Origin of the sequence: Mycobacterium sp. 48b (assembly GCF_048282725.1) — a bacterium.
Lineage (GTDB): Bacteria > Actinomycetota > Actinomycetes > Mycobacteriales > Mycobacteriaceae > Mycobacterium.
On the sequence record NZ_JBLVUL010000001.1, the window covers coordinates 1,913,673 to 1,936,619 of the forward strand.

Annotated in this window: 21 protein-coding genes and 1 pseudogene; 11 read left to right on the top strand and 11 right to left on the bottom strand. The window is 67.7% G+C overall.

Annotation, left to right across the window (positions count from 1 at the left end):
* Positions 1-59 precede the first annotated feature (59 nt).
* Positions 60-1,235, top strand: a complete 1,176-nt coding sequence (locus ACNQR1_RS09045; protein WP_418045461.1) for an MFS transporter — start codon at positions 60-62, stop codon at positions 1,233-1,235.
* Here the strand turns inward: ACNQR1_RS09045 and ACNQR1_RS09050 are convergent.
* Positions 1,219-2,490 carry a diiron oxygenase gene (locus ACNQR1_RS09050; RefSeq protein WP_418045462.1) on the bottom strand — a complete coding sequence of 424 codons (1,272 nt, stop codon included), beginning with the start codon at positions 2,488-2,490 and terminating at the stop codon, positions 1,219-1,221. The genes ACNQR1_RS09045 and ACNQR1_RS09050 overlap by 17 nt on opposite strands.
* 123 nt (positions 2,491-2,613) lie before the next feature.
* Between ACNQR1_RS09050 and cobF the strand changes: the two genes are divergently transcribed.
* Both cobF and ACNQR1_RS09060 read left to right on the top strand, forming a co-directional pair.
* Positions 2,614-3,384, top strand: coding sequence for a precorrin-6A synthase (deacetylating) (gene cobF / locus ACNQR1_RS09055; protein WP_418045463.1), 771 nt, complete (start codon positions 2,614-2,616; stop codon positions 3,382-3,384).
* 6 nt (positions 3,385-3,390) lie between these two features.
* The gene (locus tag ACNQR1_RS09060) at positions 3,391-3,774 is read left to right on the top strand and encodes a phage holin family protein (protein WP_044520159.1); all 384 of its coding nucleotides are present in this window, start codon (positions 3,391-3,393) and stop codon (positions 3,772-3,774) included.
* Here ACNQR1_RS09060 and ACNQR1_RS09065 read toward each other — a convergent pair.
* Positions 3,745-5,490 carry an FUSC family protein gene (locus tag ACNQR1_RS09065; protein ID WP_418045464.1) on the bottom strand — a complete coding sequence of 582 codons (1,746 nt, stop codon included), beginning with the start codon at positions 5,488-5,490 and terminating at the stop codon, positions 3,745-3,747. The two genes, ACNQR1_RS09060 and ACNQR1_RS09065, sit on opposite strands and share 30 nt — an antisense overlap.
* 40 nt (positions 5,491-5,530) lie before the next feature.
* On the opposite strand from ACNQR1_RS09065, the pseudogene ACNQR1_RS09070 reads away from it, so the two are divergent.
* The 3 genes and pseudogenes from ACNQR1_RS09070 to ACNQR1_RS09080 form a co-directional block, all read left to right on the top strand.
* A pseudogene (locus ACNQR1_RS09070) lies at positions 5,531-5,773 on the top strand (DNA-formamidopyrimidine glycosylase family protein); the annotation flags it as partial.
* A 123-nt stretch (positions 5,774-5,896) separates the two neighbouring features.
* The gene (locus ACNQR1_RS09075; RefSeq protein ID WP_418050321.1) at positions 5,897-6,385 is read left to right on the top strand and encodes a zinc finger domain-containing protein; all 489 of its coding nucleotides are present in this window, start codon (positions 5,897-5,899) and stop codon (positions 6,383-6,385) included.
* Positions 6,386-6,430: 45 nt separating this feature from the next.
* Positions 6,431-7,180: an SDR family oxidoreductase gene (locus ACNQR1_RS09080; RefSeq protein WP_044520156.1), complete on the top strand. Its 750-nt coding sequence runs from the start codon at positions 6,431-6,433 to the stop codon at positions 7,178-7,180.
* A gap of 15 nt (positions 7,181-7,195) precedes the next feature.
* Here ACNQR1_RS09080 and ACNQR1_RS09085 read toward each other — a convergent pair whose 3' ends face one another.
* Positions 7,196-7,648, bottom strand: a complete 453-nt coding sequence (locus ACNQR1_RS09085; RefSeq protein ID WP_418050322.1) for a hypothetical protein — start codon at positions 7,646-7,648, stop codon at positions 7,196-7,198.
* A 221-nt stretch (positions 7,649-7,869) separates the two neighbouring features.
* Between ACNQR1_RS09085 and ACNQR1_RS09090 the strand changes: the two genes are divergently transcribed.
* Positions 7,870-8,190 carry a hypothetical protein gene (locus tag ACNQR1_RS09090; protein ID WP_205867210.1) on the top strand — a complete coding sequence of 107 codons (321 nt, stop codon included), beginning with the start codon at positions 7,870-7,872 and terminating at the stop codon, positions 8,188-8,190.
* A gap of 12 nt (positions 8,191-8,202) precedes the next feature.
* Here ACNQR1_RS09090 and pgi read toward each other — a convergent pair whose 3' ends face one another.
* The gene (gene pgi / locus ACNQR1_RS09095) at positions 8,203-9,852 is read right to left on the bottom strand and encodes a glucose-6-phosphate isomerase (protein ID WP_418045465.1); all 1,650 of its coding nucleotides are present in this window, start codon (positions 9,850-9,852) and stop codon (positions 8,203-8,205) included.
* Positions 9,853-9,999: 147 nt separating this feature from the next.
* A complete protein-coding gene (locus ACNQR1_RS09100; RefSeq protein ID WP_011768002.1) occupies positions 10,000-11,403 on the bottom strand; it encodes an IS1380 family transposase in 1,404 nt (467 codons plus the stop codon).
* A gap of 161 nt (positions 11,404-11,564) precedes the next feature.
* Between ACNQR1_RS09100 and ACNQR1_RS09105 the strand changes: the two genes are divergently transcribed.
* The 3 genes from ACNQR1_RS09105 to ACNQR1_RS09115 all read left to right on the top strand — a co-directional run bounded on the left by ACNQR1_RS09105 (position 11,565) and on the right by ACNQR1_RS09115 (position 16,091).
* Positions 11,565-13,013: an NAD-dependent succinate-semialdehyde dehydrogenase gene (locus ACNQR1_RS09105; protein WP_418045466.1), complete on the top strand. Its 1,449-nt coding sequence runs from the start codon at positions 11,565-11,567 to the stop codon at positions 13,011-13,013.
* 80 nt (positions 13,014-13,093) lie between these two features.
* Positions 13,094-15,142 carry an acyltransferase family protein gene (locus ACNQR1_RS09110; RefSeq protein WP_418045467.1) on the top strand — a complete coding sequence of 683 codons (2,049 nt, stop codon included), beginning with the start codon at positions 13,094-13,096 and terminating at the stop codon, positions 15,140-15,142.
* A 79-nt stretch (positions 15,143-15,221) separates the two neighbouring features.
* A complete protein-coding gene (locus tag ACNQR1_RS09115) occupies positions 15,222-16,091 on the top strand; it encodes a hypothetical protein (protein WP_418045468.1) in 870 nt (289 codons plus the stop codon).
* A gap of 28 nt (positions 16,092-16,119) precedes the next feature.
* Here ACNQR1_RS09115 and ACNQR1_RS09120 read toward each other — a convergent pair whose 3' ends face one another.
* Positions 16,120-16,440, bottom strand: a complete 321-nt coding sequence (locus ACNQR1_RS09120) for a chorismate mutase (RefSeq protein WP_418045469.1) — start codon at positions 16,438-16,440, stop codon at positions 16,120-16,122.
* On the opposite strand from ACNQR1_RS09120, the gene pcrA reads away from it, so the two are divergent.
* Positions 16,433-18,772: a DNA helicase PcrA gene (pcrA, locus tag ACNQR1_RS09125; RefSeq protein ID WP_418045470.1), complete on the top strand. Its 2,340-nt coding sequence runs from the start codon at positions 16,433-16,435 to the stop codon at positions 18,770-18,772. The two genes, ACNQR1_RS09120 and pcrA, sit on opposite strands and share 8 nt — an antisense overlap.
* 12 nt (positions 18,773-18,784) lie before the next feature.
* Here the strand turns inward: pcrA and ACNQR1_RS09130 are convergent, their stop codons facing one another.
* The 5 genes from ACNQR1_RS09130 to ACNQR1_RS09150 form a co-directional block, all read right to left on the bottom strand.
* Positions 18,785-19,270, bottom strand: coding sequence for a hypothetical protein (locus ACNQR1_RS09130; protein WP_418045471.1), 486 nt, complete (start codon positions 19,268-19,270; stop codon positions 18,785-18,787).
* 75 nt (positions 19,271-19,345) lie between these two features.
* Positions 19,346-19,783, bottom strand: coding sequence for a 4Fe-4S dicluster domain-containing protein (locus ACNQR1_RS09135; RefSeq protein WP_418045472.1), 438 nt, complete (start codon positions 19,781-19,783; stop codon positions 19,346-19,348).
* Positions 19,780-21,372 (bottom strand): FAD-dependent oxidoreductase, encoded by a 1,593-nt coding sequence (locus ACNQR1_RS09140; RefSeq protein WP_418045473.1) that lies wholly within the window; start codon positions 21,370-21,372, stop codon positions 19,780-19,782. The genes ACNQR1_RS09135 and ACNQR1_RS09140 overlap by 4 nt, the downstream gene beginning before the upstream one ends.
* On the bottom strand, positions 21,356-22,093 hold the full coding sequence (locus ACNQR1_RS09145) for an ABC transporter ATP-binding protein (RefSeq protein WP_418045474.1): 738 nt from the start codon (positions 22,091-22,093) through the stop codon (positions 21,356-21,358). The genes ACNQR1_RS09140 and ACNQR1_RS09145 overlap by 17 nt, the downstream gene beginning before the upstream one ends.
* Positions 22,090-22,938 carry an ABC transporter permease gene (locus ACNQR1_RS09150; RefSeq protein ID WP_418050323.1) on the bottom strand — a complete coding sequence of 283 codons (849 nt, stop codon included), beginning with the start codon at positions 22,936-22,938 and terminating at the stop codon, positions 22,090-22,092. Before ACNQR1_RS09150 ends, ACNQR1_RS09145 begins: the two co-directional genes overlap by 4 nt.
* Positions 22,939-22,947 lie beyond the last annotated feature (9 nt).

The following is a 22,947-nucleotide window of genomic DNA, read 5'->3' on the forward strand; positions in this document are numbered from 1 at the left end:
CGTACACACTAGAACGTGTTCTAGTTCTGTGGGGCCGATCGGGCAGGCATGATGACCGGGTGCCTGCCTGGCTGACCCGCAACGTCCGGGTGCTGTCGGCGGTGTCCTTCTTGCAGGACGCTGCGAGTGAACTTCTCTATCCACTGCTGCCGATCTATCTGACGGCCGTGCTGGGCGCACCGCCCGCGGTGGTCGGCGCGGTGGAGGGGGCCGCCGAGGGTGCGGCGGCCATGACCAAGCTGGCCGCGGGCCCGCTGGGTGACCGATTCTCCAAGCGACCGTTGATCGCCACGGGCTACGGCATGGCTGCCCTGGGCAAGGTCATGGTCGCGGCCGCCGGGGCGTGGTCGGGAGTGCTCGCCGGCCGCGTGGTCGACCGGCTCGGCAAAGGTATCCGCGGCGCGCCCCGCGACGCTCTGCTGGTCGCCGACATCGATGACGCCGCCCGCGGCCGGGTATTCGGATTCCACCGGGCCATGGACACTTTGGGCGCGGTCGTCGGTCCGCTGCTGGGCCTGGCCGCCTACGAACTGCTCGACCATCAGATCGCGCCGCTGCTGTGGGTGGCGGTGGTGCCCGCGGTGCTCAGTGTCGCGCTGGTGTTCCTGGTCGCCGAGGGGCGGAAGGCCCAGCCGCGCAAAGAACGTCAGCCGGTGTTCGCCCGGGTGCGCGACCTGCCCGGCCGCTACTGGCGGGTGACGGCCGTGCTGGTGGCATTCGGCCTGGTGAATTTCCCCGACGCACTGTTGTTGTTGCGGCTCAACGAGATCAGCTTCTCGGTCGTCGAGGTGATCCTGGCCTACGTCACCTACAACGCGGTGTACGCCATCTCCAGCTTCCCGGCCGGGGTGCTGGCCGACCGGATCGGCAGGCTGCCGGTGTTCGGCATCGGCCTGGTGTTCTTCGCCATCGGCTACGCCGGGCTGGGGCTTACCACCGATCCGGTGCTCGCCTGGCTGCTGATCGGGTCCTACGGTCTGTTCACGGGCTGTACCGACGGGGTCAGCAAGGCCTGGGTGTCCTCCCTGGTGGCCTCCGACCTGCAGGGCAGTGCGCAAGGAGTGTTCCAGGGGCTCAGCGGATTCGCGGTGCTGGGCGCCGGGATATGGGCCGGGCTGCTCTGGACTGCCGTTCCAGGTCAGCCCGGCCAACTTCCACTGCTGATCTCGGGGATCGGTGGGGCGGTGTTCGCGGCCGGACTGCTCGGTCGCTCACTGCTCACCCGGCGGCGCTGACGTCCTCATCGTCGAGCGTGAACGGTGGTTCACCGATCCCGGAGACCGAGTGCGTGCCCTGGGAGGTGCGCTCGGTGATCCGGGCGTCGACGGTGCGGGTGCCGATGCTCAGCCGCACCGGCCCGGCGGCGAGGGTGCTCGGCGCGTCGAGAATGGTTCCGCGCCAGTGGTACTTCCCGTCGATCGGATCCAGGTGACCGGCCAGTCGCACGTGGACCCGGCGGTCGCCGTCTCCGGTGTCGAGAACCGCGAACCCGTCGTACACCTCTTCGGTGATGCCGGAGTCGGAACTCGCAGCGGAACCGGCGGCCGCGGAAAGCCGCAGCGGTGTCTTGGCCGGCAGGAATCCGGACCGCCGCCACATGCGGCGGGCGATGCGGCCCATCAGCCCGACTTCTTCGAGGAAGGCGGCGAGCGGGGCGAATCCGGAGATCTGCACCTCACGGCGGTGGGCGCTGGCCCGCGCGGTCCGGCGCGCGGCGCGGGCGTTCAGGCCGACGCGGGCGTACTGGACCTTGTTGGTGAACAGGTAGCGGAAGAAGAACCCGCCGACCCCGTTGAGGTTGGCCACCCAGACCCGCTTGTACCAGCGCATCGACGGGGTGCGCTGACGCAGGCCGTCGCGGGCGAACTGGATGTGGCGGGCTTCCTCTGTGACGTGAATACGCATGAGGCGCTGCACCATCGGCTGCAGCTCGGGATCGTCCATCATCTGCCGCTGCAGCGAATCGAAGATCTCCTCGCCGACCAGCGCGGCCACCCACAGCACCGAGCCGCGGAAGAAGAACGGCAGCGTGTTGATGATCATGCGCTGGTACAGCCGCGGCCGCACCGGCTTGGCGCCGATCTTGTCGATGGCCTTGCCGAACATCACCATGTGGCGGGTCTCGTCGCCGAGTTCGGTGAGCTCGTAGTGCGTGGAGTTCGAGGTGGGGTCCTGGTGCATCATCTTGCGCAGCAGTGCCTGGTTCAGGATGTTCTCGAACCAGATACCCGCCGAGAGGGTGTTGGCCAGTTCCTGGCGCGACAGCTCGACCTGTTCCTCGCGGGACATGCTGTCCCACAACGGGGTTCCGTACAACGACACGATCCTCGGCGGCAGGAAGAACTTGTCCGGATCCAGCGGCGCGTGCCAGTCGATGTCGACCACGGGTGCGTAGGACTTGCGAACCGAGCCCTTGAGCAGGCGTTCGGAAAATGCGTCTCGCCGCGCTGCGTTGGCCGAGCCTCCGCCGGGTCTGACCGAAGTTGTCACCGTTGACGTTCCCTTCGTTTGGTATTGCCCTTTTCCGAAGGTATGTAGCGACAATGCGGGATGTCAATACCCCGGGTACCGGGTACTTGGGGTACCCGGTTTCGGTTCGGTTAACCTTCGACAGTGCGTCGCATCCATGTCATCGGAATCGGGGCCGGTGACCCGGACTTCGTCACCGCCCAGGCCATTTCCGCGCTCAACGACACCCAGGTGTTCTTCGCGATGGACAAGGGCCCGCGCAGGGGCTCGGCTGACGATCTGGTGGCCGTGCGCAAGCTGATCTGCGACCGCTTCATCCGTACCGAACCCGGGAAACCCGGCTACCGCTTTGTCGAACTGGTCGACCCGCCGCGCGCAGCGGCCGGCGACGGACCGGGCTACCGCCAGGTCGTGGCGGACTGGCATGCCGAACGGGCCCGGCTCTGGGCGGCGGCCATCGAAACCGAACTCGGCCCTGACGGTGTCGGGGCCTTTCTGGCCTGGGGGGATCCGTCGCTGTATGACAGCACGCTGCGGATCCTGGAGATGGTGGGCGAGCACGTCGAGTTCACCTACGACGTCATCCCCGGCATCACCGCGATCCAGGTCCTCACGGCACGGCACCGCATCCCGCTCAACGACGTCGGCGAACCGGTGCTCATCACCACCGGACGCCAGTTGCGCGAGCACGGGCTGACCGGCAGTGCCGTCGTGATGCTCGACGCCGACTGTTCATTCCAGCAGTGCCCGCCGCAGACCCGGATCTGGTGGGGCGCCTACCTCGGCACGCCCGACGAGCTGCTCTATGCCGGCACGGTCGGTGAGATCGGTGACGAAATCGTTGCCGCGCGTGCCGAAGCGAGGACGCGCCATGGCTGGATCATGGACACATACCTGCTGCGCTCGGCAGACTAGACCGCCATGGGCTCATTTGTGCTGCGCGCTGCGATAACCGGATTCGCGCTCTGGGTGGTCACTCTCATCGTGCCGGGGATCTACTTCATCGGCGGTGACACGACCATCGCCAGGGTCGGAATCATCTTCGTCGTCGCGGTCATCTTCGGTCTGGTCAACGCGTTCATCAAGCCGATCGTCCAGATCCTGTCGATCCCGCTGTACATCCTCACGCTCGGCCTGATCCACATCGTGATCAATGCGCTGATGCTGTGGATCACGTCGTGGATCACCGATCACACCACGCACTGGGGCCTGCACATCGACCAGTTCTGGTGGACGGCGATCTGGGCGGCGATCGTGCTGTCGTTGGTGAGCTGGCTACTGTCGTTCGTCAAGGCCCTCGCGTAGCGCAGACGCCTGTTCGGTCAGTGCGGCCGCGGTGTCCGCGGCCGCTTCGGCGCCCGCGTCGGTATCGCCGTTGCGCTCGGCGCCCCAGCATGCCGCGAGTGTGCGGTACGCGAGTTGTTCGGTGGCCACGACTGTCGGCCACATACGTTCGGCCCCAACGCGTTGTGCGGCTGATCCGCCGACGCTCCCGTCGTAGGCCGGCAGCAATTCCATGGCCCGCAACTGCAGATCGCGGCGATCGGCACGGGCTGCGGGGGATGTGGCGTCATCGGCGGCGAGGTGGGGCAGGGTGGCGGTGACGGCGTCGAGCGTGGCGGTGATCGCAGACCGCAGGCCGGTCGGGTGGCGCAGACGTTGGGTCGCCCAGTAGACCGCCAGCGCCACCGCGCAGCCGATCAGGGTGTCGCTGCCACGGGTGAGCAGCAGTTCGCCGAGGTCGTCGACCGGTTGACCGCCGGAGGCGATGGTGAGCGCGGCGGGCGTGATGAAGACGACGGCGAGCGTGTAGTTGCGCATCACGTACATCTCGATGATGAATTGCAGCGCACCGATGACCAGCGCCAGCCACAGGCCCTGCGGGTGCAGCGCGAGAATCGCGCCGGCCACGCCGAGCCCCAGCCAGGTACCCAGCGTCCGTTCGACACCACGGGCAACCGTGCGTTGCCAGTCGAATCCCTGATGCAGCATCAGTACCGCGGCAGCCATCGCCCAGTACGCGTGAGTCATCGTGAGAGCCTGCGAGATCAGCACGGCGATGACACCCGAGATCGCGACCGCGATGCCGACCCGCACCGCCAGTTGCAGTGATACCGAGCCCGCCGTCAGCGCCCGGCGCAGTAGTTGCACGATGCTGGGCCTGCCGAGCGGAACCCCCTCGGCGCCATGCTCATCGGTGATCGCATCGGCGGGCACCGCGGCCAGGTGACGGGCCAGGGCCGCGCCGTCGTATGCCAGCGGTTCACCGGCATCAGCGGCGCGCATGGCTTCGGCGAACAGCACGTGCAGTCGGCGGTTGACGACCCGCAGCCGGTACAGCGTCTGGTCCGGTTTGGGTTGTACCGGTTGATAATTGACCAGGTTGACCCACGCGGTGTGCAGCAGGAGCGCCGCGCGGTGTCGCGTGTCGGCCGAGGGCGTCTCGATGTAGGCCGCGACGGCCTCGGCAGCCGTGGCCACCGCTGCTTTCTCCGGCCCGCGGGGCCGGAACAGCGCGCCGGACATGTGCACCAGCCAGGCGAACGCGCCGCCTGCGAGGACCAGTGCGGCGTGATGGCCCGGGCTCAGGTGCAGGGTCGCCGGTGTGCCGGTGCCGGCCGCGCAGGCCAGCACCACCATGTAGGCCCCGGGCGGCCCGATGCTCAGGGCGCTGCAGACCAGCGTGGCGACCACGGCGATCATCGTCACGGTGAGCACGCCCAGCCACGGCGCCGCCGACGCCCAGTCGCCGAGTGCCACCGCGGCGGCGAAGCACACCGCGACCACGCCGAGGTACGCGCCGCGATTCAGGTATGGGCGGCCGCTGCCGTACAGCGAGGTGAATCCGCCGATGGTGGCGATCAATCCGGCCGTGGTATCGCCGGCCAGCCAGCCCACCAGTACGGGTACGGCCATGCAGATTCCGGCGCGCAGCGCGAACGGCCACCGGCGCGGCACGCTGTTGATCACGAAGATGTTCCGCAGCGGGTTGGTCGCCGTGGGAGCGGGCCGGTCGGACATGTCTACAGCATGCTCGGCGTTTCGCTGACACACTGGAGCCATGCCTGAACTGCCCGAAGTCGAGGCGCTGGCCGATCATCTGCGCCGCAATGCCACGGGCCGGGTGGTCACCCGGATCGACGTGTCCGCGTTGTCGGTGCTCAAGACGTTCGATCCGCAGACGACGGCGTTGCACGGACAGCCCGTGACCGGCGCGAACCGCTGGGGTAAGTACCTCGGACTCGAAGTCGGGCCCTGGCATCTGATCACCCATCTGTCCCGGGCGGGGTGGTTGCGCTGGTCGGACAAATTGGCGACGACGCCGCTCAAACCGGGCAAGGGGCCGATCGCGCTACGCGTGCATCTGGGGGACTCGGTGGGTTTCGACCTGACCGAGGCCGGGACCCAGAAGCGGTTGGCGGTGTGGGTGGTCGCCGATCCTCTCGACGTTCCGCAGATCGCCGCGCTGGGACCCGATGCGCTGTCGCTGGATTCGGCCGGGCTGGCGGGTGTGCTGGCCGGAGAGGGCGGACGGATCAAGACGGTGATCACCGATCAGAAGGTGATCGCGGGTATCGGCAATGCCTACAGCGACGAGATCCTGCACGTGGCCAAGCTGTCGCCGTTCGCCACGGCGGGCAAGCTGACCGATGCGCAGCTCGGGGCGCTGCACGACGCGATGGTCTCGGTGCTCACCGATGCGGTGTCGCGTTCGGTGGGGCAGCAGGCCGCGACGCTGAAGGGGGAGAAGCGGTCTGGTCTGCGGGTGCACGCCCGCACCGGCCTGCCGTGCCCGGTGTGCGGGGACACGGTGCGGGAGGTGTCTTTCGCCGACAAGTCGTTCCAGTACTGCCCGACGTGCCAGACCGGCGGCAAGGTGCTGGCCGACCGGCGGATGTCGCGGTTGCTCAAGTAGCGGTCCGCATTTTTGACAGTTGTCTAACTCGGTTATCCTGCAGCGATGACCCGTCAGAAGATCCTCATCACCGGTGCCAGCTCCGGACTGGGCGCGGGCATGGCCCGGCAGTTCGCGGCGAAGGGCCGTGACCTGGCGTTGTGTGCCCGCCGCACCGAACGGCTCGATGAGCTCAAGGCCGAGTTGGCCGACCGCCACCCCTACGTCAAGGTCGCGGTCGCTGCGCTGGACGTCAACGACCACGAGGCCGTGCCGCGGGTATTCGGCGAGCTGTCCGAGGAACTCGGCGGCATCGATCGCGTGATCGTCAACGCCGGCATCGGCAAGGGCTGGCCCCTGGGCGAGGGCAAGCCGTGGGCGAACAAGGCCACCATCGAGACCAACCTGATCGCCGGTCTGGTGCAGATCGAGACGGCGCTGGAGATGTTCAAGAAATCCGGCAGCGGTCACCTGGTGCTGATCTCGTCGGTGCTGGGCAACACCGGTGTGCCCGGCGGCAAGGCCGCATACTGCGCGTCCAAGGCGGGGATGACCTCGCTGGGCGAGTCACTGCGCGCCGAGTACGACAAGGGACCCATCCGGGTGACGGTGATCGAGCCGGGCTACATCGAGTCGGAGATGACCGCCAAGTCGGCCACCACCATGCTCATGGTCGACAACGAAACCGGCGTGCGCGCGATGGTCGAGGCCATCGAGAAGGAGAAGGGCCGCGCCGTGGTGCCGCGTTGGCCGTGGGCGCCGTTGACCCAGGTGATGCGCTTGCTGCCACCGAAGTACACCAAGCGCTTCGCCTGAGCGGCTCACCCGGCGTCAGGGCACCTGCACACAGCCCACGCCGGGAAGGCAGCCACCGCCACCGCCGGGGCCGCCGCCACCGCTCGGGCCGCCGGGAATCGAGCCACTGCCGCCACCGGGGCCGCCACTGCCGGTCGGGCCACCGGGAATCGAGCCGCCGCCGCCTTCGGGACCGCCACCGCCGGTCGGGCCACCGGGAATCGAGCCACCGCCGCCTTCCGGACCGCCACCGCCGGTGGGGCCACCGGGAATCGAGCCGCCGCCGCCTTCCGGACCGCCACCGCCGGTGGGGCCACCGGGCATCGAACCTTCACCACCAGTGGCCGGAGCCGGAGTGGTGGTGGGGGTCTCCGTGGTCACCGTCGTGGTGACGACGGACGATGTCGGTGAGGGAGCGGTGTCTTCACTGGAACCACACCCTGCAAGCAGCGGTGCCGCGGTGAGCGCCATGCCCATTCCGACCGTCATCGACCACTTCCGGATGGATGGCCAGGTACCGCTGTTGCAGGTGGTCAAGGTCAGCCGGTTTGTTGACATCGTTTGAACTCCAGTTCGGTCGGGACACGTTTTTGGTAGAGCAGGGTTTACGGAGTTCCCGCTGACGACCGGATTGAATCATCCGCATGATCCGGGCCACTGTCGGTCGAGGTTAGGTTTGAGCCCGAAACGAACGTGGGTAGCCCAGACTCATGTCCACAAAGTTGATTACCTCGATGTTGTTCGCAGGCGCCGCGGCGGGTGCTGTGGCCTTCGCCCCGGTTGCTTTCGCTGAGCCCGGACCGCCCCCGCCGGCCCCGGGTTGCTACAACCCGGACGGCACTCCGTGTACTCCGTCGGCCGGCCCGCAGGGCGCGGGCGCCGAGGTCCCCGGTGGCCCAGGGGCGCAAGCCGGCTCCGACGGCCACGTCTCCGCAGGTGTGCCCGGCGGGCCTTGGGCCGAGGCCGGGCCCGGTGGCGGCGTCGCCTGTGTTCCGGGCGGACCGTGCCGGACCATTGACCTGCCCGGCTGATAACGACCGGACCTAGGCCGAGCGCCCTCGCTCGACGCGGTAGCGCCGCACCAGCGCATCGGTCGACGAGTCCGACTGCTTGCCCGGTGATTCCGATTCGGTGATCACCGGCAGCAGGGCCTTTGCCTGGGTCTTGCCCAGCTCGACGCCCCATTGATCGAAGGAGTCGATCCCCCACACAACTCCCTCGGTGAACACCTGGTGTTCGTAAAGGGCGACGAGCTGACCCACGACCGACGGCGTCAACCTGGTTGCCAGGATTGACGTCGTCGGTCGGTTTCCGGGCATCACCTTGTGCGGGACGACGGCGGCCGGAGTGCCCTCTGCCGCAATAGCTTCGGCGGTCTTGCCGAACGCCAGCACCTGGGTCTGGGCGAAGAAGTTGCTCATCAGCAGGTCGTGCATGCTGCCGGTGCCATCGGCCGTGGGGAGGTCGTCGGTGGGCTGGGAAAAGCCGATGAAGTCGGCGGGTACCAGCCGGGTGCCCTGGTGCAGCAGTTGATAGAACGCGTGCTGGCCGTTGGTTCCCGGCTCGCCCCAGAAGATCTCGCCGGTCTCGGTGCTCACAGCGGTGCCGTCGGCTCGCACGGACTTCCCGTTGGACTCCATGGTCAGCTGCTGCAGGTACGCCGCGAACCGGGACAGATCGTTCGAGTACGGCAGGACCGCACGCGATTGTGCGCCAAAGAAATTCGAGTACCACAGCCCGATCAGGCCCAGCAGCGCCGGAGCGTTGCCTGCCAGGGGTGCGGTGCGGAAGTGCTCGTCGACCAGATGAAAGCCGGACAGGAATTCGGCGAACCGCTCGCGGCCGATCACGGCCATCACCGACAGCCCGATCGCCGAGTCCACCGAGTACCGGCCGCCCACCCAGTCCCAGAACCCGAACATGTTGTCGGTGTCGATGCCGAACTCCTGCACGAGCTTGGCGTTGGTGGACACCGCCACGAAGTGCTTGGCCACAGCGTCCTCGCCGAGCGCATCGACGAGCCAGCGGCGCGCGGCCGTGGCGTTGGTCAGCGTCTCGAGAGTGGAGAACGTCTTGGACGCGACGATGAAAAGCGTTGTGGCCGGGTCCAGGTCGGCCAGCGTCGCCACCAGGTCGGCCGGATCGACGTTCGATACGAAGCGGGCGCTGATCCCGGCGTCGGCGTAGTGGCGCAACGCGTCGTACACCATCACCGGCCCCAGGTCCGAACCGCCGATACCGATGTTGACGACGGTCTTGATGCGCTCGCCGGTGGCGCCTGCCCACTCGCCGCTGCGCAGCCGGTCGGTGAACCCGCCCATGCGATCGAGCACCTCGTGAACGTCGGTCACCACGTTCTGGCCGTCGACGGTCAGCGTCGCGTCGGCAGGCAACCGCAGCGCGGTGTGCAACACGGCGCGATCTTCGGAGGTGTTGATGTGTTCACCGGCGAACATGGCGTCGCGGCGGGCCTCCAGACCGGCGGCCCGGGCCAGATCGGCCAGCAGTTCGAGGGTCCGGCGGGTGACACGGTGCTTGCTGTAGTCGATGTAGAGGTCACCGACGGTCAGCACCAGCTCGGTGCCGCGACTGGGATCCTGGGCGAAAAGCTCTGTCAGATGGGTGTCGCCGATTTCGGCGTAGTGCTTCGACAGTGCCTGCCATGCGGGGGTTGCGGTGATGTCAGCACTCATTCCGCTGACCTTAGCCTCAATCCGTGGACTGACTTGAGTGGTGTGGTTCGACGGTGATTCTGACGGCGGTTTGTGGGGTGGGCAGGATGTAGCCGCTGGTCTGCCCAGCTTTTCCTGTGTGCTTCGGTGGGGCCTGTTCGGCGACGGTTAGACGGTTGCGGTAGCGGGTGGGCTGTAGCCGATGGTGTTGCGCCACAGGGTGAGCCAGTGCTCGGTCCAGGGCCAGTGGCTGGGTAGGTGCAGGATGGGTCGGCGTTGCGGTCGGGCCAGCCGTGCCGGGACGGTGATGATCGTGCGTCGCAAGGTGGCTCCCCGGGCCACTGCGTGCGCTCCACCGGCAAGCACACCGGCGGCGCGCAGCAGATTGTGGGCGATGGCCCCGCAGAGCACCCACGCGGAGTTGGCGCCGAATTGCCCGGAGGGCATGTGGGCCAAGGGGCCGGCGATCAGGTCGGCGAAGACAGTTTCGATGATCGCGTGTTGACGGTGGGTGATGTCGGCGTCGGCGGTTGGTAGGTCGGTGTTGGTGAAGAACGGGTGATACCGCCAGACCGGGAACAGGGCGTCGCGGAAGCGCGCATCTTTGACCCGACGTACCACCAGTCGGGCGGTGAAGCGGTCTGTGGTGGCCGCGAATGCGGTGTAGCTGATTTCGGCGACTTCGGCATCAGAGATCCACTCTCCGGTGTCGGGATCACGCACCGCGCCCGGGTATTTCACCGGTGTCCACGCCGCGTCGTCGATGGCGTTGATGGCCCGGTTGATCGCGCTGTTGCGGCCCATGACCACCGAGAATTGCGCACCATGGCGTCGGCAGGCGCCGACGACGGCGCGGGTGCCGTAGGACGAATCGCCGCGGACCAGGATCTGGCCGGTGACCCCGGCCGCTCGGGCCGTGGTGATGGCCTGGGCGACCATTCGACCGGCTCCTTTACCGGAGCCGGTCTTGCCGGCCCGCAGCCGCATCCCGGCGATCACCGGCGCCGCACCGGGGGTGCTGATCGTGGTCGCCAACGGCGAGAGTCCTTTGCGCAGGACCTGCTTGCCAGCGATTTTGGTGTGTCCGTAGGAGGCGCCTTGTTTGGCATGGCCGTAGACCGGTCGTAGCAGGGAGTCGATGTCGATGAACACACCGCTGTCGGATCCGGGTAGCAACTCAACGCGCCGGCAGAGGGCGGCCAAGTGTTCGCGCAGGACTGATTCGAGTTGGCGTGCGTGTCCGAAGGTGAACTCCCGCAACAGGGTTCCGATGGTTGATGGTGCGTACACATCGCCGAAGAGTGTTTTCATGCCCCCGGCCCGGACGATGTTGAGGTCATCAATGCTGTCGGCGCCGGCGCACATCCCGGCGATCACCGTGGCCAGCTTCGGTGCCGGATTCGCTGACCCGGATTTGATCTTCGGCGCGGGGATGAAGATCTTGTCAGCCAACAGATTCGGCAGGCCGGTCTGCTCAGCCAGTGTCATCACCGGCACCAGTCCGGCGCACGACACGAGATGATCCTCATCGAAGACCGCCGACGACGCAGCGAACCCGTGGGACACTTGCACTGGAAGTGCCTTTCTTAACTGGCCTGATTGATGCGTAGAGAACACCAATCCTCCCAGCTCAAGGGGCACTTTCCTTATATCGACACCCACCTACACAGGCAATTCATCGGTGGATCGAGGCTTAGTGTGGCGCTCGGCTGAAGGGTGTACATGATGGATGTATGGCCATTGAAGACTTGATTTCATCCGTGCCCACGGGTCTGTGGATCGGTGGTGAGGAACGCCAGGCCGCATCGACGTTCAACGTGCTGGATCCCAGCGACGATCAGGTGTTGGCCACGGTGGCCGACGCCACCGCCGCCGATGCCGTCGCCGCACTGGACGCCGCATGTGCGGTGCAGGCCGAATGGGCTGCGACGGCTCCGCGTAAGAGGGGCGAGATCCTTCGTTCGGTGTTCGAGAAGATCACCGAACGGGCCGACGACATCGCCGCACTGATGACCCTGGAGATGGGCAAGGTGCTCGCCGAGAGCAAGGGCGAGGTCGCCTACGGCGCCGAGTTCTTCCGGTGGTTCTCGGAGGAGGCGGTGCGCATCGCCGGCCGCTACACCCCGGCACCGGCCGGCACCGGCCGGATTCTCGTCACCAAGCAGGCCGTCGGTCCGTGCTACGCGATCACCCCGTGGAACTTCCCCCTGGCCATGGGCACTCGCAAGATGGGGCCGGCGTTCGCCGCGGGCTGCACCATGATCGTCAAGCCCGCGCAGGAAACCCCGCTGACGATGCTGTTGCTGGCCAAGCTGATGGACGAGGCCGGGCTGCCCAAGGGAGTGCTCTCGGTGCTGCCGACCAGCAACCCGGGTGCGGTGACGTCGGCGCTCGTCGACGACGGTCGCCTCCGGAAACTCACCTTCACCGGTTCGACCGGCGTGGGCAAGGCACTGGTGAAGCAGTCCGCCGACAAGCTGCTCCGCACGTCGATGGAGCTGGGTGGCAACGCCCCCTTCATCGTGTTCGACGACGCCGATGTCGACGCAGCGGTCGACGGCGCGATCCTGGCGAAGATGCGCAACGGCGGTGAGGCCTGCACTGCGGCCAACCGCTTCCACGTGGCCAACTCGGTGCGCGAGGAGTTCACCGACAAGCTCGTCAAACGGATGAGCGAGTTCACCCTCGGCAAGGGCATCGACCCGTCGTCCACGTTGGGCCCGCTGATCAATTCCAAGCAGGTCTCGACGGTGACCGAACTGGTCTCCGATGCGGTGTCGCGCGGCGCGACCGTCGCGGTCGGCGGTGTCGCGCCGGGCGGGCCGGGCAACTTCTACCCGGCCACGGTGCTGGCCGATGTGCCCGCCGATGCCCGCATCCTCAAGGAGGAGATCTTCGGCCCGGTCGCCCCGATCACCGGGTTCGACACCGAGGACGAGGGTGTGGCTGCGGCCAACAACACCGAATACGGCTTGGCTGCTTACGTTTACACCCAGTCGCTGGACCGCGCCTTGCGGGTGGCCGAGGGTATCCAGTCCGGCATGGTCGGCATCAACCGCGGTGTCATCTCGGATGCGGCCGCACCGTTCGGTGGCATCAAGGAATCCGGCTTCGGCCGTGAGGGCGGCACCGAGGGCATCGAGGAGTACCTCGACACGAAATATATTGCGCTAACCCGCTAGCGCTTCGTCGCGCCTTCCCGACTCGGCGCCCGATCCCCCCTAAACTTCGGGGCTCGGACGCCAAGACGGGAGGGCATGACGTGACTGCGGCGCCAGTCCGTGCTGCCAGCCGGCGTCGGCGTGCCTCCATCCGCCGTGACATCCCCGCACTCGACGGCATCCGCGCCATCGCCGTGGCCCTGGTGTTGGCCGGCCACGGCGGGGTGCCCGGTGTCGCCGGGGGTTTCATCGGCGTCGACGTCTTCTTCGTGCTCAGCGGATTCCTGATCACCTCGCTGCTGCTCGACGAGTACCGCCGAACCGACCGCGTCGATCTGAAGGCGTTCTGGATCCGCCGGGCCAAGCGCCTGCTGCCCGCCATGGTGTTGATGACGTTGGCCGTGGTGATCGCCCGTCCCTTGTTCTCCTCGGACGCGGTGACGTCGCTTCGCGAAGACGCGGTCGCGGCGTTCTTCTGGATGGCGAACTGGATGTTCGTCGCAGCCGACACCGACTACTTCAGTCAGGGCAGTGCTCCGTCACCGTTGCAGCACACCTGGTCGTTGGCGGTCGAGGAGCAGTACTACGTCATCTGGCCGCTGGTGGTGCTGGTCGCCGCGCTGCTGGTGCGCCGTTTCACGACGGATGGTCCGCACACCCGTTTGGTTGGCGCAACCCGCGCCGTGGTGTTCGGACTGGCGGTGCTCGGAGTGGCCGGCTCGGCGGTGGCGTCGATCTGGCTGTCGGGTGATGCCGCCGAGCTCAACCGCGTGTATTTCGGCACCGACACCCGGGCCCAGGCACTGCTGGTGGGCGCGGCGGCCGCGGCCTTACTGGTGCGCGACTGGTCGTCGCTGACGATGTCGGGCACCTTGATCCGGGCCCGTTGGCGACGCTGGATCGCCTGGATCCTGCCGGTGATCGGGGTGGCGGTGCTGGCGGCGGCCGCGCACCTGGCGACCGGCAGCGCCGACGAGTTCCACCACGGCCTGCTCCTCGTGGTGGCCCTGGGCGCGGTTCTGGTCGTCGCTCCGGTGGCGCTGGATCAGGAGGGCTACGTCGCCCGGGTGCTGGCCTGGTACCCGCTCGTCACCCTGGGCGTCATCTCCTACGGCGTCTACCTCTGGCACTGGCCGATCTTCCAGATCCTCAACGGCGAGCGCACCGGCCTTTCGGGCTGGTCACTGCTGGCGCTGCGGTGCGCGGTGACGATCGCGGTGTCGTGGGTGTCGTGGTGGGCGATCGAGCAGCCGGTCCGGCACTGGCGCCCGCAGCACGTCCCGATGCTGCGACTGTCGGCGGCCACGGTGGCCACGGCCGCGGTCGTGACGATGACGGTCGTCCCGGTCGGCGCGCCGACCCGGCCCCCGGGCCCGGACGTGATGGCGGCGGCGGCATCCGAGCAGGACGTCGGCGCGGAGCGGGCCGTGGCAGTGGGACCGGCGCCGGCGCTGCCACCCGGTACGCGGACGGTCGCGGTGTTCGGTGATTCGGTGGCCTGGACGTTGATGCGTTATCTGCCTCCCGCCCCGGGATTTCACTTCAGCGACTACACGACGATCGGCTGCGGCATCGCCCGCGGCGGCCCCTACCGGTCGGCGGGGGAGACGCTGAACCAGAAGCCCGAGTGCGATTCCTGGCCGGAACGCTGGGCGCAGCGCATGGCCCACGACCGTCCGGAGACGGTGCTGCTGATGATCGGGCGGTGGGAGGTCGTCGACCGCACCTGGCACGGTCGGTGGATGCACATCGGCAACGAGGCCTACGACACCTATCTCAAGGGCGAACTGCGGCGCGCACTGGACATCCTCAGCGCGACCGGGGCGCGGGTGGTCGTCACCACCGCGCCCTACAACCGGCGCGGTGAGAGGTCGGACGGAACGCTGTACCCGGAGGATCAGCCGGGCCGGGTACAGGCCTGGAACACCATGCTCCGTGAGGCGGCCGGGCAACGGCCCAATGTGTCGGTGCTGGATTTCAACGCCAAGCTCAATCCGGACGGCAAGTACACCGCGAAGGTCAACGGGGTCAAGATGCGCAGCGACGGGGTGCACCCCACGTCAGAGGCGGTTCAGTGGTTGGCGCCGTGGTTGTTGGACTCGCTCGCTTCTTCTTCTCCTGCTCCTCGGAACGGCATTCCCGGTCGCTGAGCCGGCCGCTTGGCAACCCTGACTGCAGTCTGGATGGAGTCCGCAGTCACTTGTCGGCGCGGTCGCGCAGGATCTCGCCATGGGCACGATCTTCTTGGGTAGTGAAGCGCTGGCCCGCGGCGAACTCACTCGCGGGCGGCTGCGGTCGGCCTACCGGCCGATGTTCCCCGACGTCTATCAATCACGGTTGGCAACACCGTCGCTGTACGGCAACACGATGGGCGCCTGGCTGTGGTCGAAGCGGCGGGCTGTCGTTACCGGACGCGCGGCGGCAGCGTTGCACGGCGCGAAATGGGTCGACGAGAACGCCCCGATCGAACTGATCTGGCGCAATCACCGCCCGCCGTCGGGCATCATCACCCACGCCGACCGCATAACCAACGAGGATGTCGTCGAGATCAACGGCATGGCGGTTGCCTCGATCCGGCGGACCGCACTGGACCTCGGGCGCTTCCTGCCCCGTCGAGCTGCCGTCGCGCATCTCGATGCACTCGCGAGAGCGACCGGTCTGGCGGTCGACGGCATCGCACCGCTGGTCGAGGAATTCCGCGGAGCGCATGGGGTGCGGCGGTGTCGCGAGGCGCTGAACCTGATGGATGCCGGCGGGCAGTCCCCGAAGGAAACATGGCTTCGGGGACTGCTGATCGACGCGGGTTTCCGCCGACCCGAGACGCAGATACCGGTGCTCGATGGCGCCGGGCATCCGTTCGCCTATCTCGACATGGGCTGGGAGGACATCATGGTCGCGGTCGAGTACGACGGGGACCATCACCGGACCGATCGCGAAACGTATGCGTGGGACGTGGTCAGGCTCAGAAGAATCCAACGCCAGGGCTGGCTGCACATCCGCGTCATCAAGGAAGATCGTCCGCGCGACATTCTCGATCGGGTGCGGGCAGCTTGGGCGCGCCGCGAAGCGGAAGCCAGGGTCGCTCAGCGGCCGGCGTGACGACCGGGAATGCAGTTCCGCGGAGAACTCAGTGGCCCAGCCGGCCGCGGCCCAGCTGCAGCAGCAGAATGGCGAGGTCCTTGCCCTCGGGGCCGAGCACGCTGTAACGCTCGATGACCTGCATTTCGCGACTGTGCACCAGGCGGGTACCGCCGGAGGCCATCCGGGCCTTGCCGATCAGCTTGGAGACCTCGGCGCGGCGCTGGACGGCGGCGAGGATGGTGGCGTCGAGTTCGTCGATCTCCCGACGCAGGTCATCGATCTCAGGCACAGCCTGATAGTCCCAGTCGGCCCGTGCCAGCGCAAAACTGTCCCCGGTCGGCGGTAAGTTTGAACGCAAGATGACCACTTCTCCCATGGCACCGCCGGCTGCTGCAGATGTTGATGAACTTCTTGACGGCTTGAACCCGCAGCAGCGCCAAGCGGTGCTGCACCAGGGGTCGCCGCTGTTGATCGTCGCGGGCGCCGGCTCGGGTAAGACGGCGGTGCTGACCAGGCGGATCGCTTATCTGCTGGCCGCCCGTGACGTCGGGGTGGGGCAGATCCTGGCCATCACGTTCACCAACAAGGCCGCCGCCGAGATGCGTGAGCGGGTGGTTCAGCTGGTGGGTCCCAGGGCTCGGAACATGTGGGTGTCGACGTTTCACTCCACGTGCGTGCGGATCCTGCGCAACCAGGCTTCGCTGCTGCCGGGCCTGAACTCCAACTTCTCGATCTACGACTCCGACGATTCCCGGCGTCTGCTGATGATGATCGGCAAGGACATGGGGCTGGACACCAAGCGGTACTCGCCGCGGCTGCTGGCCAACGGGATCTCCAACCTCAAGAACGAGCTGATCGGTCCGGAGCAGGCCGCGGCCGAGGCGTCGGAGGCGGCCGAGGAGATGGCGGGCATCATCGCCCAGGTCTACGGCGAATATCAGCGCCGGCTGCGCGCGGCCAATGCGCTGGACTTCGACGATCTGATCGGCGAGACGGTCGGCATCCTGCAGGCCTTCCCGCAGATCGCCCAGTACTACCGGCGCCGGTTCCGCCACATCCTGGTCGACGAGTACCAGGACACCAACCATGCGCAGTACGTGCTGGTGCGTGAATTGGTGGGCCACCATCTCGACGAGAACGACGGGGTGGCGGCATCCGAACTGTGCGTCGTGGGTGACGCCGATCAGTCCATCTACGCGTTCCGCGGCGCGACGATCCGCAACATCGAGGACTTCGAGCGGGACTACCCGGACGCGACGACGATCCTGCTGGAGCAGAACTACCGCTCCACCCAGACCATCCTGAACGCGGCCAACTCGGTGATCGCCCGCAACACCGGCCGGCGCGAGAAGCGGCTGTGGACCGAGGAGGGTGAGGGCGAGCTGATCGTCGGCTATGTGGCCGACAACGAGCACGACGAGGCCCGCTTCGTGGCCGAGGAGATCGACGCGCTGGCCGACAGCGAGGGCATCAAATACTCGGACGTCGCGGTGTTCTACCGCACCAACAACTCCTCGCGCGCGCTGGAGGAGGTGTTCATCCGCGCCGGCATCCCCTACAAGGTCGTCGGCGGCGTGCGGTTCTATGAGCGCCGCGAGATCCGCGACATCGTCGCCTACCTGAGGGTGCTGGACAATCCGGGTGACTCGGTGAGCATGCGGCGCATCCTCAACACCCCGCGCCGCGGCATCGGTGACCGGGCCGAGGCCTGTGTGGCGGTGTACGCCGAGAACACCGGAGCCAGCTTCAACGATGCGTTGCAGGCAGCCGCCGAGGGTCGGGTGCCGATGCTCAACTCCCGCTCGGAGAAGGCCATCGCGAGTTTCGTGGAGATGCTGGACCAGTTGCGGGCCAAGCTCGACGACGAGCTGGGCGATCTCGTCGAGTCTGTCCTGGAGCGCACCGGCTACCGCCGTGAGCTGGAAGCCTCCAGCGATCCGCAGGATCTCGCCCGGCTGGACAACCTCAACGAATTGGTCAGCGTCGCACACGAATTCAGCACCGACCTGGCCAATGCCCGGGCACTGGCCGAACAGGGCGAGGGGGAGCCGGTCGACGAGGACATCCCCGACACCGGGGTGCTGGCCCAGTTCCTGGAGCGGGTGTCACTGGTCGCCGACGCCGACGAGATCCCCGAAGACGGAGCAGGCGTGGTGACGATGATGACGCTGCACACCGCCAAGGGTCTGGAGTTCCCGGCGGTGTTCGTCACCGGCTGGGAGGACGGCATGTTCCCGCACATGCGGGCGCTCGGCGATCCCAACGAGTTGTCCGAGGAACGCCGGCTGGCCTACGTCGGCATCACCCGCGCGCGTAAGCGGCTCTACCTCTCGCGGGCGAAGGTGCGCTCGTCGTGGGGACAGCCCATGCTCAACCCGGAATCGCGGTTCCTGCGGGAGATTCCGGAGGATCTGATCAACTGGCGGCGCATCGAGCAGCCAACGTCGTCGCTGAGCGCGCCGGTCGGTAACGCCGGCCGCTACGGTAGTCCGCGTCCGTCACCGTCGCGGCCGGCGCCCGCCCGCAACCGTCCGGTGATCACCCTGGAGCCCGGCGACCGTGTCAGCCACGACAAGTACGGGCTGGGCCGGGTCGAGGAAGTCTCGGGTGTGGGCGAATCGGCGATGTCACTGATCGACTTCGGCAGCGCCGGCCGGGTCAAGCTGATGCACAACCACGCACCGGTGCAGAAACTGTAGGGCTTAGGTTGCTCAGCTACTGAGGAACCGGTCCAGCCGTAGCGTGTGGCTACTGTCGGGTGCCAGGCCGAGCAGTAGAGCGGCCGCGGCGGCGGTGAAAACAGATGCGCTGAAGGGCGTCTCGAAGCCGGCGAAGAAGAACATCGACAGGGCGAAGACCGTCAGCGTCGCCGCGCCGGCAAACGACACCCACCGCAGGGCAACGCCTAACAGCAGCGCTACGCCGAGGAGGATCTCGATGATCGTCGCTCCCCACGCGGCGACGTCGAGCAACGCGCCGGAGAGGTAAGGCGCCAGCACCCCGACGTAGGCGGTGAAGGATTCGAAGTTTCCCCACCCGACATTCGGTGTGCCCGGTGGTCCCCACAGGCCGAACCGGTCGGCGACGGCGGACAGGAATCCGGCGGCCAGCGCCACCCGGGCGAAAAGAGTTGCTCCGTAGAGCAATCGTCTGTTCTCGGTCGGGGTCTTCTCGTCAGCGGACGCGTCGTCAGACATGGGTAACAGGATGGCTGTCGGGTGATTGTGCCGCAACATCCCGAGATCGACATCAGGGTCGTGAATCGTGACGGTTTACGACCCTGGCGTAGATCTCGGCGCCACGTCGTGATCGGGATGGTGCCATGGCCCGTCCGCCAGTACCGCAGGGGCGCCCAGGCGTGGCTCGGACAGGGGAGGAATCGAGGTCAACACGGGGTTCTGGTCCAGGCGGGAGCCGGGGGAGCGGCCCCGCCCCCAGCCGACCATCTCCCGGTAACCGCCGAGCAGTCCCGCGCCGCTGACCGCGGATTCGGAAGCATGCGGGCTTTCGGCGGCCACGGGTGTCGAGACAGGCGAGACGTAGAGCGCGTCGGTGGGGCAGTAGGCCTCGCACATGAAGCAGGTCTGGCAGTCGGACTGGCGCGCGATGACGGGCACCCCGTCCTCGCCCCGGTCGAAGACATCGGTGGGGCACACCTTGATGCAGAGGTCGCATGTGATGCAGGCGACCGTGCTCACGATTTCGATCACGCCACGGCCTCTGAGGAGATGAGCTGCGGGACAACGGGATCAGGTGCCGTCCACACCTGGTCCAGACCGCCGACCAGGATGCGGTGGTCGTAGCGATGGTCGGAACCGGGAAGATCCTCACGGCGGTGCAGGCCGCGGGTTTCGGGCCGGGCCAAAGATGCCGCGGTGATCCAGCGGGCTGCGGCCACCATGGCCACCGCCTGGCGCTGCTTGTAGACGTCGCGGGCGGCCACCGGAGCCAGGCCGTCGGCGATGTCGCGCCACACGGCTTCCAGGGCTTCGGTGGACTCTCGAAGCCGTTCTTCGGATTTCAGGTAGCTGCGCTGCGGTGGCAGGACATGCGACTGCACGGCCGCCACCACCTCCTCGACGGTGGGCGCGCCCGCGCGGGATCGTGCCGCGATCGTGGCCGACTCACCGGTATGCGCCCGCCGGGTGCGGCTGAACTCGGCAGCCCCGCGGCCGGCGAAGGTGCCCGACGCGATCGCCCACGAGCCGTTGCGGCTGCCGCCACCGGACAGCGAACCGGTGATGAGCTCACGCGTCGCGGCATCGCCCGCCGCATACAGTCCGGGAACCGTTGTCGCACAGTCGGGCCCGACCAGTCGCAGACCGCCGGTGCCTCGCACCGATCCCTCGTAGACCATCCGGACCGGGTAGGCGGTGGTGAAGGGGTCGATGCCGGCCTTGTCCAGGGGCAGGAAGTAGTTCGGCTGGGCGTCGCGCATGGTCTGACGGATGTGTTCGGGGGCCCGGTCGAGGCGGGCGAACACCCGCTCGCCGCGGGTCAGCGCTCGCTGCGCGTCCTGGCGTCCGCTGAGCCCACGCTGGGTGGTGAACGGGCGACCGTGCTCGTCGTAGAAGCTGCCCCACTGCAGCATCCGGCCCTTGGTGTGCACGCCCCATTCGGGGGCCAGCGCGTAGGCGGTGCAGAACTCCATGCCGGACAGCTGTGCGCCGTGTTCGGCAGCCATCAGGAGGCCTTCGCCGGTGTCCACGTTGGTGCCGAACGTTCCGGACAGGAAGGCGGTTCCGCCGGTGGCGAGCACGACGGCGCCCGCGGTGATCCGCCATGGCCGGCCGCCGTCCTGGCGTGCGATGCCGGCGGCGCCCGTGACGACGCCGTCGCGGTCGGCTGTCAGGTCCAGCGCCGGGTGGTGATCGAGGATGTGAACACCGCTGCGATGGGCCTTGCGGCGCATGCGCCGCATGTACTCGGGGCCCTGCAGGCTGCTGCGCATCTCGCGGCCGTCGGCGCCGACCGGGAACGGGTAGCCCCACTGGGAGAGATGTTCGAGCCGGTCCCACGAGGTGGCCAGCACCCGGAACATCCACTCGGAGTCCGTGATCCGGCCGGCGGCCAGTTCGCGCTCACGCACCGAATCCTCACGCCGCGGCCCGGGCCCGATCGCCCACAGGTTGTTGCCTCCGGCGGCGGTCGCTCCACTGGTACCGCAGTAGCCCTTGTCCACCAGGACGACCCGGGCACCGGATTCCGTGGCCGAGATGGCGGCCCAGGTCGCTGCGGGGCCGCCGCCGATCACCAGCACATCGGTGCTCAGTGCATCGGGCTCAGCGGGAACGGTCATGACCAACTTCCTCTCGGACGCCGAGTTCGGCCAGCAGTGCACGGCGCAGGTCGTCGAAGCCGTCATCGCTGCGGGTGCGGGGGAAGGGCAACGCGACGCGGCGGTCCAGCGAGACCCGTCCGCCCGAGAGCACCACCACCCGGTCGGCCAGCAGGATCGCCTCGTCGACGTCATGGGTGACGTGCAGGACCGCCATGTGTCTGCGTGACCACAATTCGTGCAGCAGCCCGTACATCTTGAGCCGGGTCAATGCGTCCAGCGCGCCGAACGGCTCGTCCAGCAGCAACAGGTCGGGTTCGCGGACCAGGGCCCGGGCCAGTGAAACACGTTGCGCTTCACCGCCGGACAACGACAGCGGCCACGCCTTGGTCTTCTCCGCCAGGCCCACCTCTTCGAGTGCGGACCGCCCTCGCGCGGTCCGGCTGGGGGCGTCGGGTCCGGCGTCGGGCAGCGCGAACGTGACGTTGGCCAGGGCGCGCCGCCACGGCAGCAGCCGCGGGTTCTGGAACACCACCGCCCGGGAGCGGGGGACTCGCACCGATCCGGTGACCTGACTGTCGAGGCCGGCCAGCACGCGCAGCAGGGTGCTCTTGCCGGAGCCGGACCGTCCCAGCATCGCGACGAATTCGCCTTCCTGGATCTGCAGTTCGAGATCCGTGAGGACCTGTTGATCCCCGAAGGCTCGGGTGAGGCCGTGCACGTCGACCACCGACGAACTCATGCCGGGGCGCCCAGACCCTCGAACCCGTTGCGCCACGACAACAGGAGCCGTTCCAGGACCCGCACCAACGTGTAGGACAGCAGACCCGCCACCGCGTAGATGACGATCACCAGCAGTGAGACATCGAACTGCAAATTGGTCTGGGCCCGTGACATCAGGTAGCCGATGCCCTGGGTGGTGTTGATCATCTCGGCGAAGATCAGGCTCAGCCACGCGCTGGACAGCCCGAGGCGAAGGCCGACAAGGAAATTCGGCATCGCCCCGGGCAGGATCACCTGCGTGATGAGGGTCCGCCGCGACGCTTCCAAGGTTTGGGCCATCTCGACGAGCTGCCGGTCCACGCCGCGGATACCCGAATAGGTGTTGATGTATATCGCTATCGCCACGCCGGTGGTGATCAACACGATCTTGGGGCCTTCGCCGATGCCCATCCAGATGATCAGCAGCGGGGTCAGCGCGAAATTCGGTACCGCCTTGAGGATCTGCATGGTCCAGTCGAGCAGATCCTCGCCGGTGCGCGTGAGCCCGGCGACGACGGCGAGCAGGACGCCGATGAGGATGCCCAGCACCGTGCCGGTCAAGACGCGCACAGCCGAGGCGCCGACGTGGGTGGCGAGCTGGCCGTCACCGAGCAGTCGCCAGGCGGTGGCGGCCACCTCGGTCGGAGGTGGGAACAGGTCGGTGTTGAGCAGCCCCGTCGTCGAGCCGATGGTCCAGGCGGCCAGGATCAGGGCCGGGCTGACCAGCCGGCGCACGGGCCGGGGGACACTCGCCCACAGGCCTTTTCGCCGGCCGTGGCCGCCGACAACCTCGACGAGTTCCGGGCGGGTGTCCGTCGTCCGGATTGCCGCGGT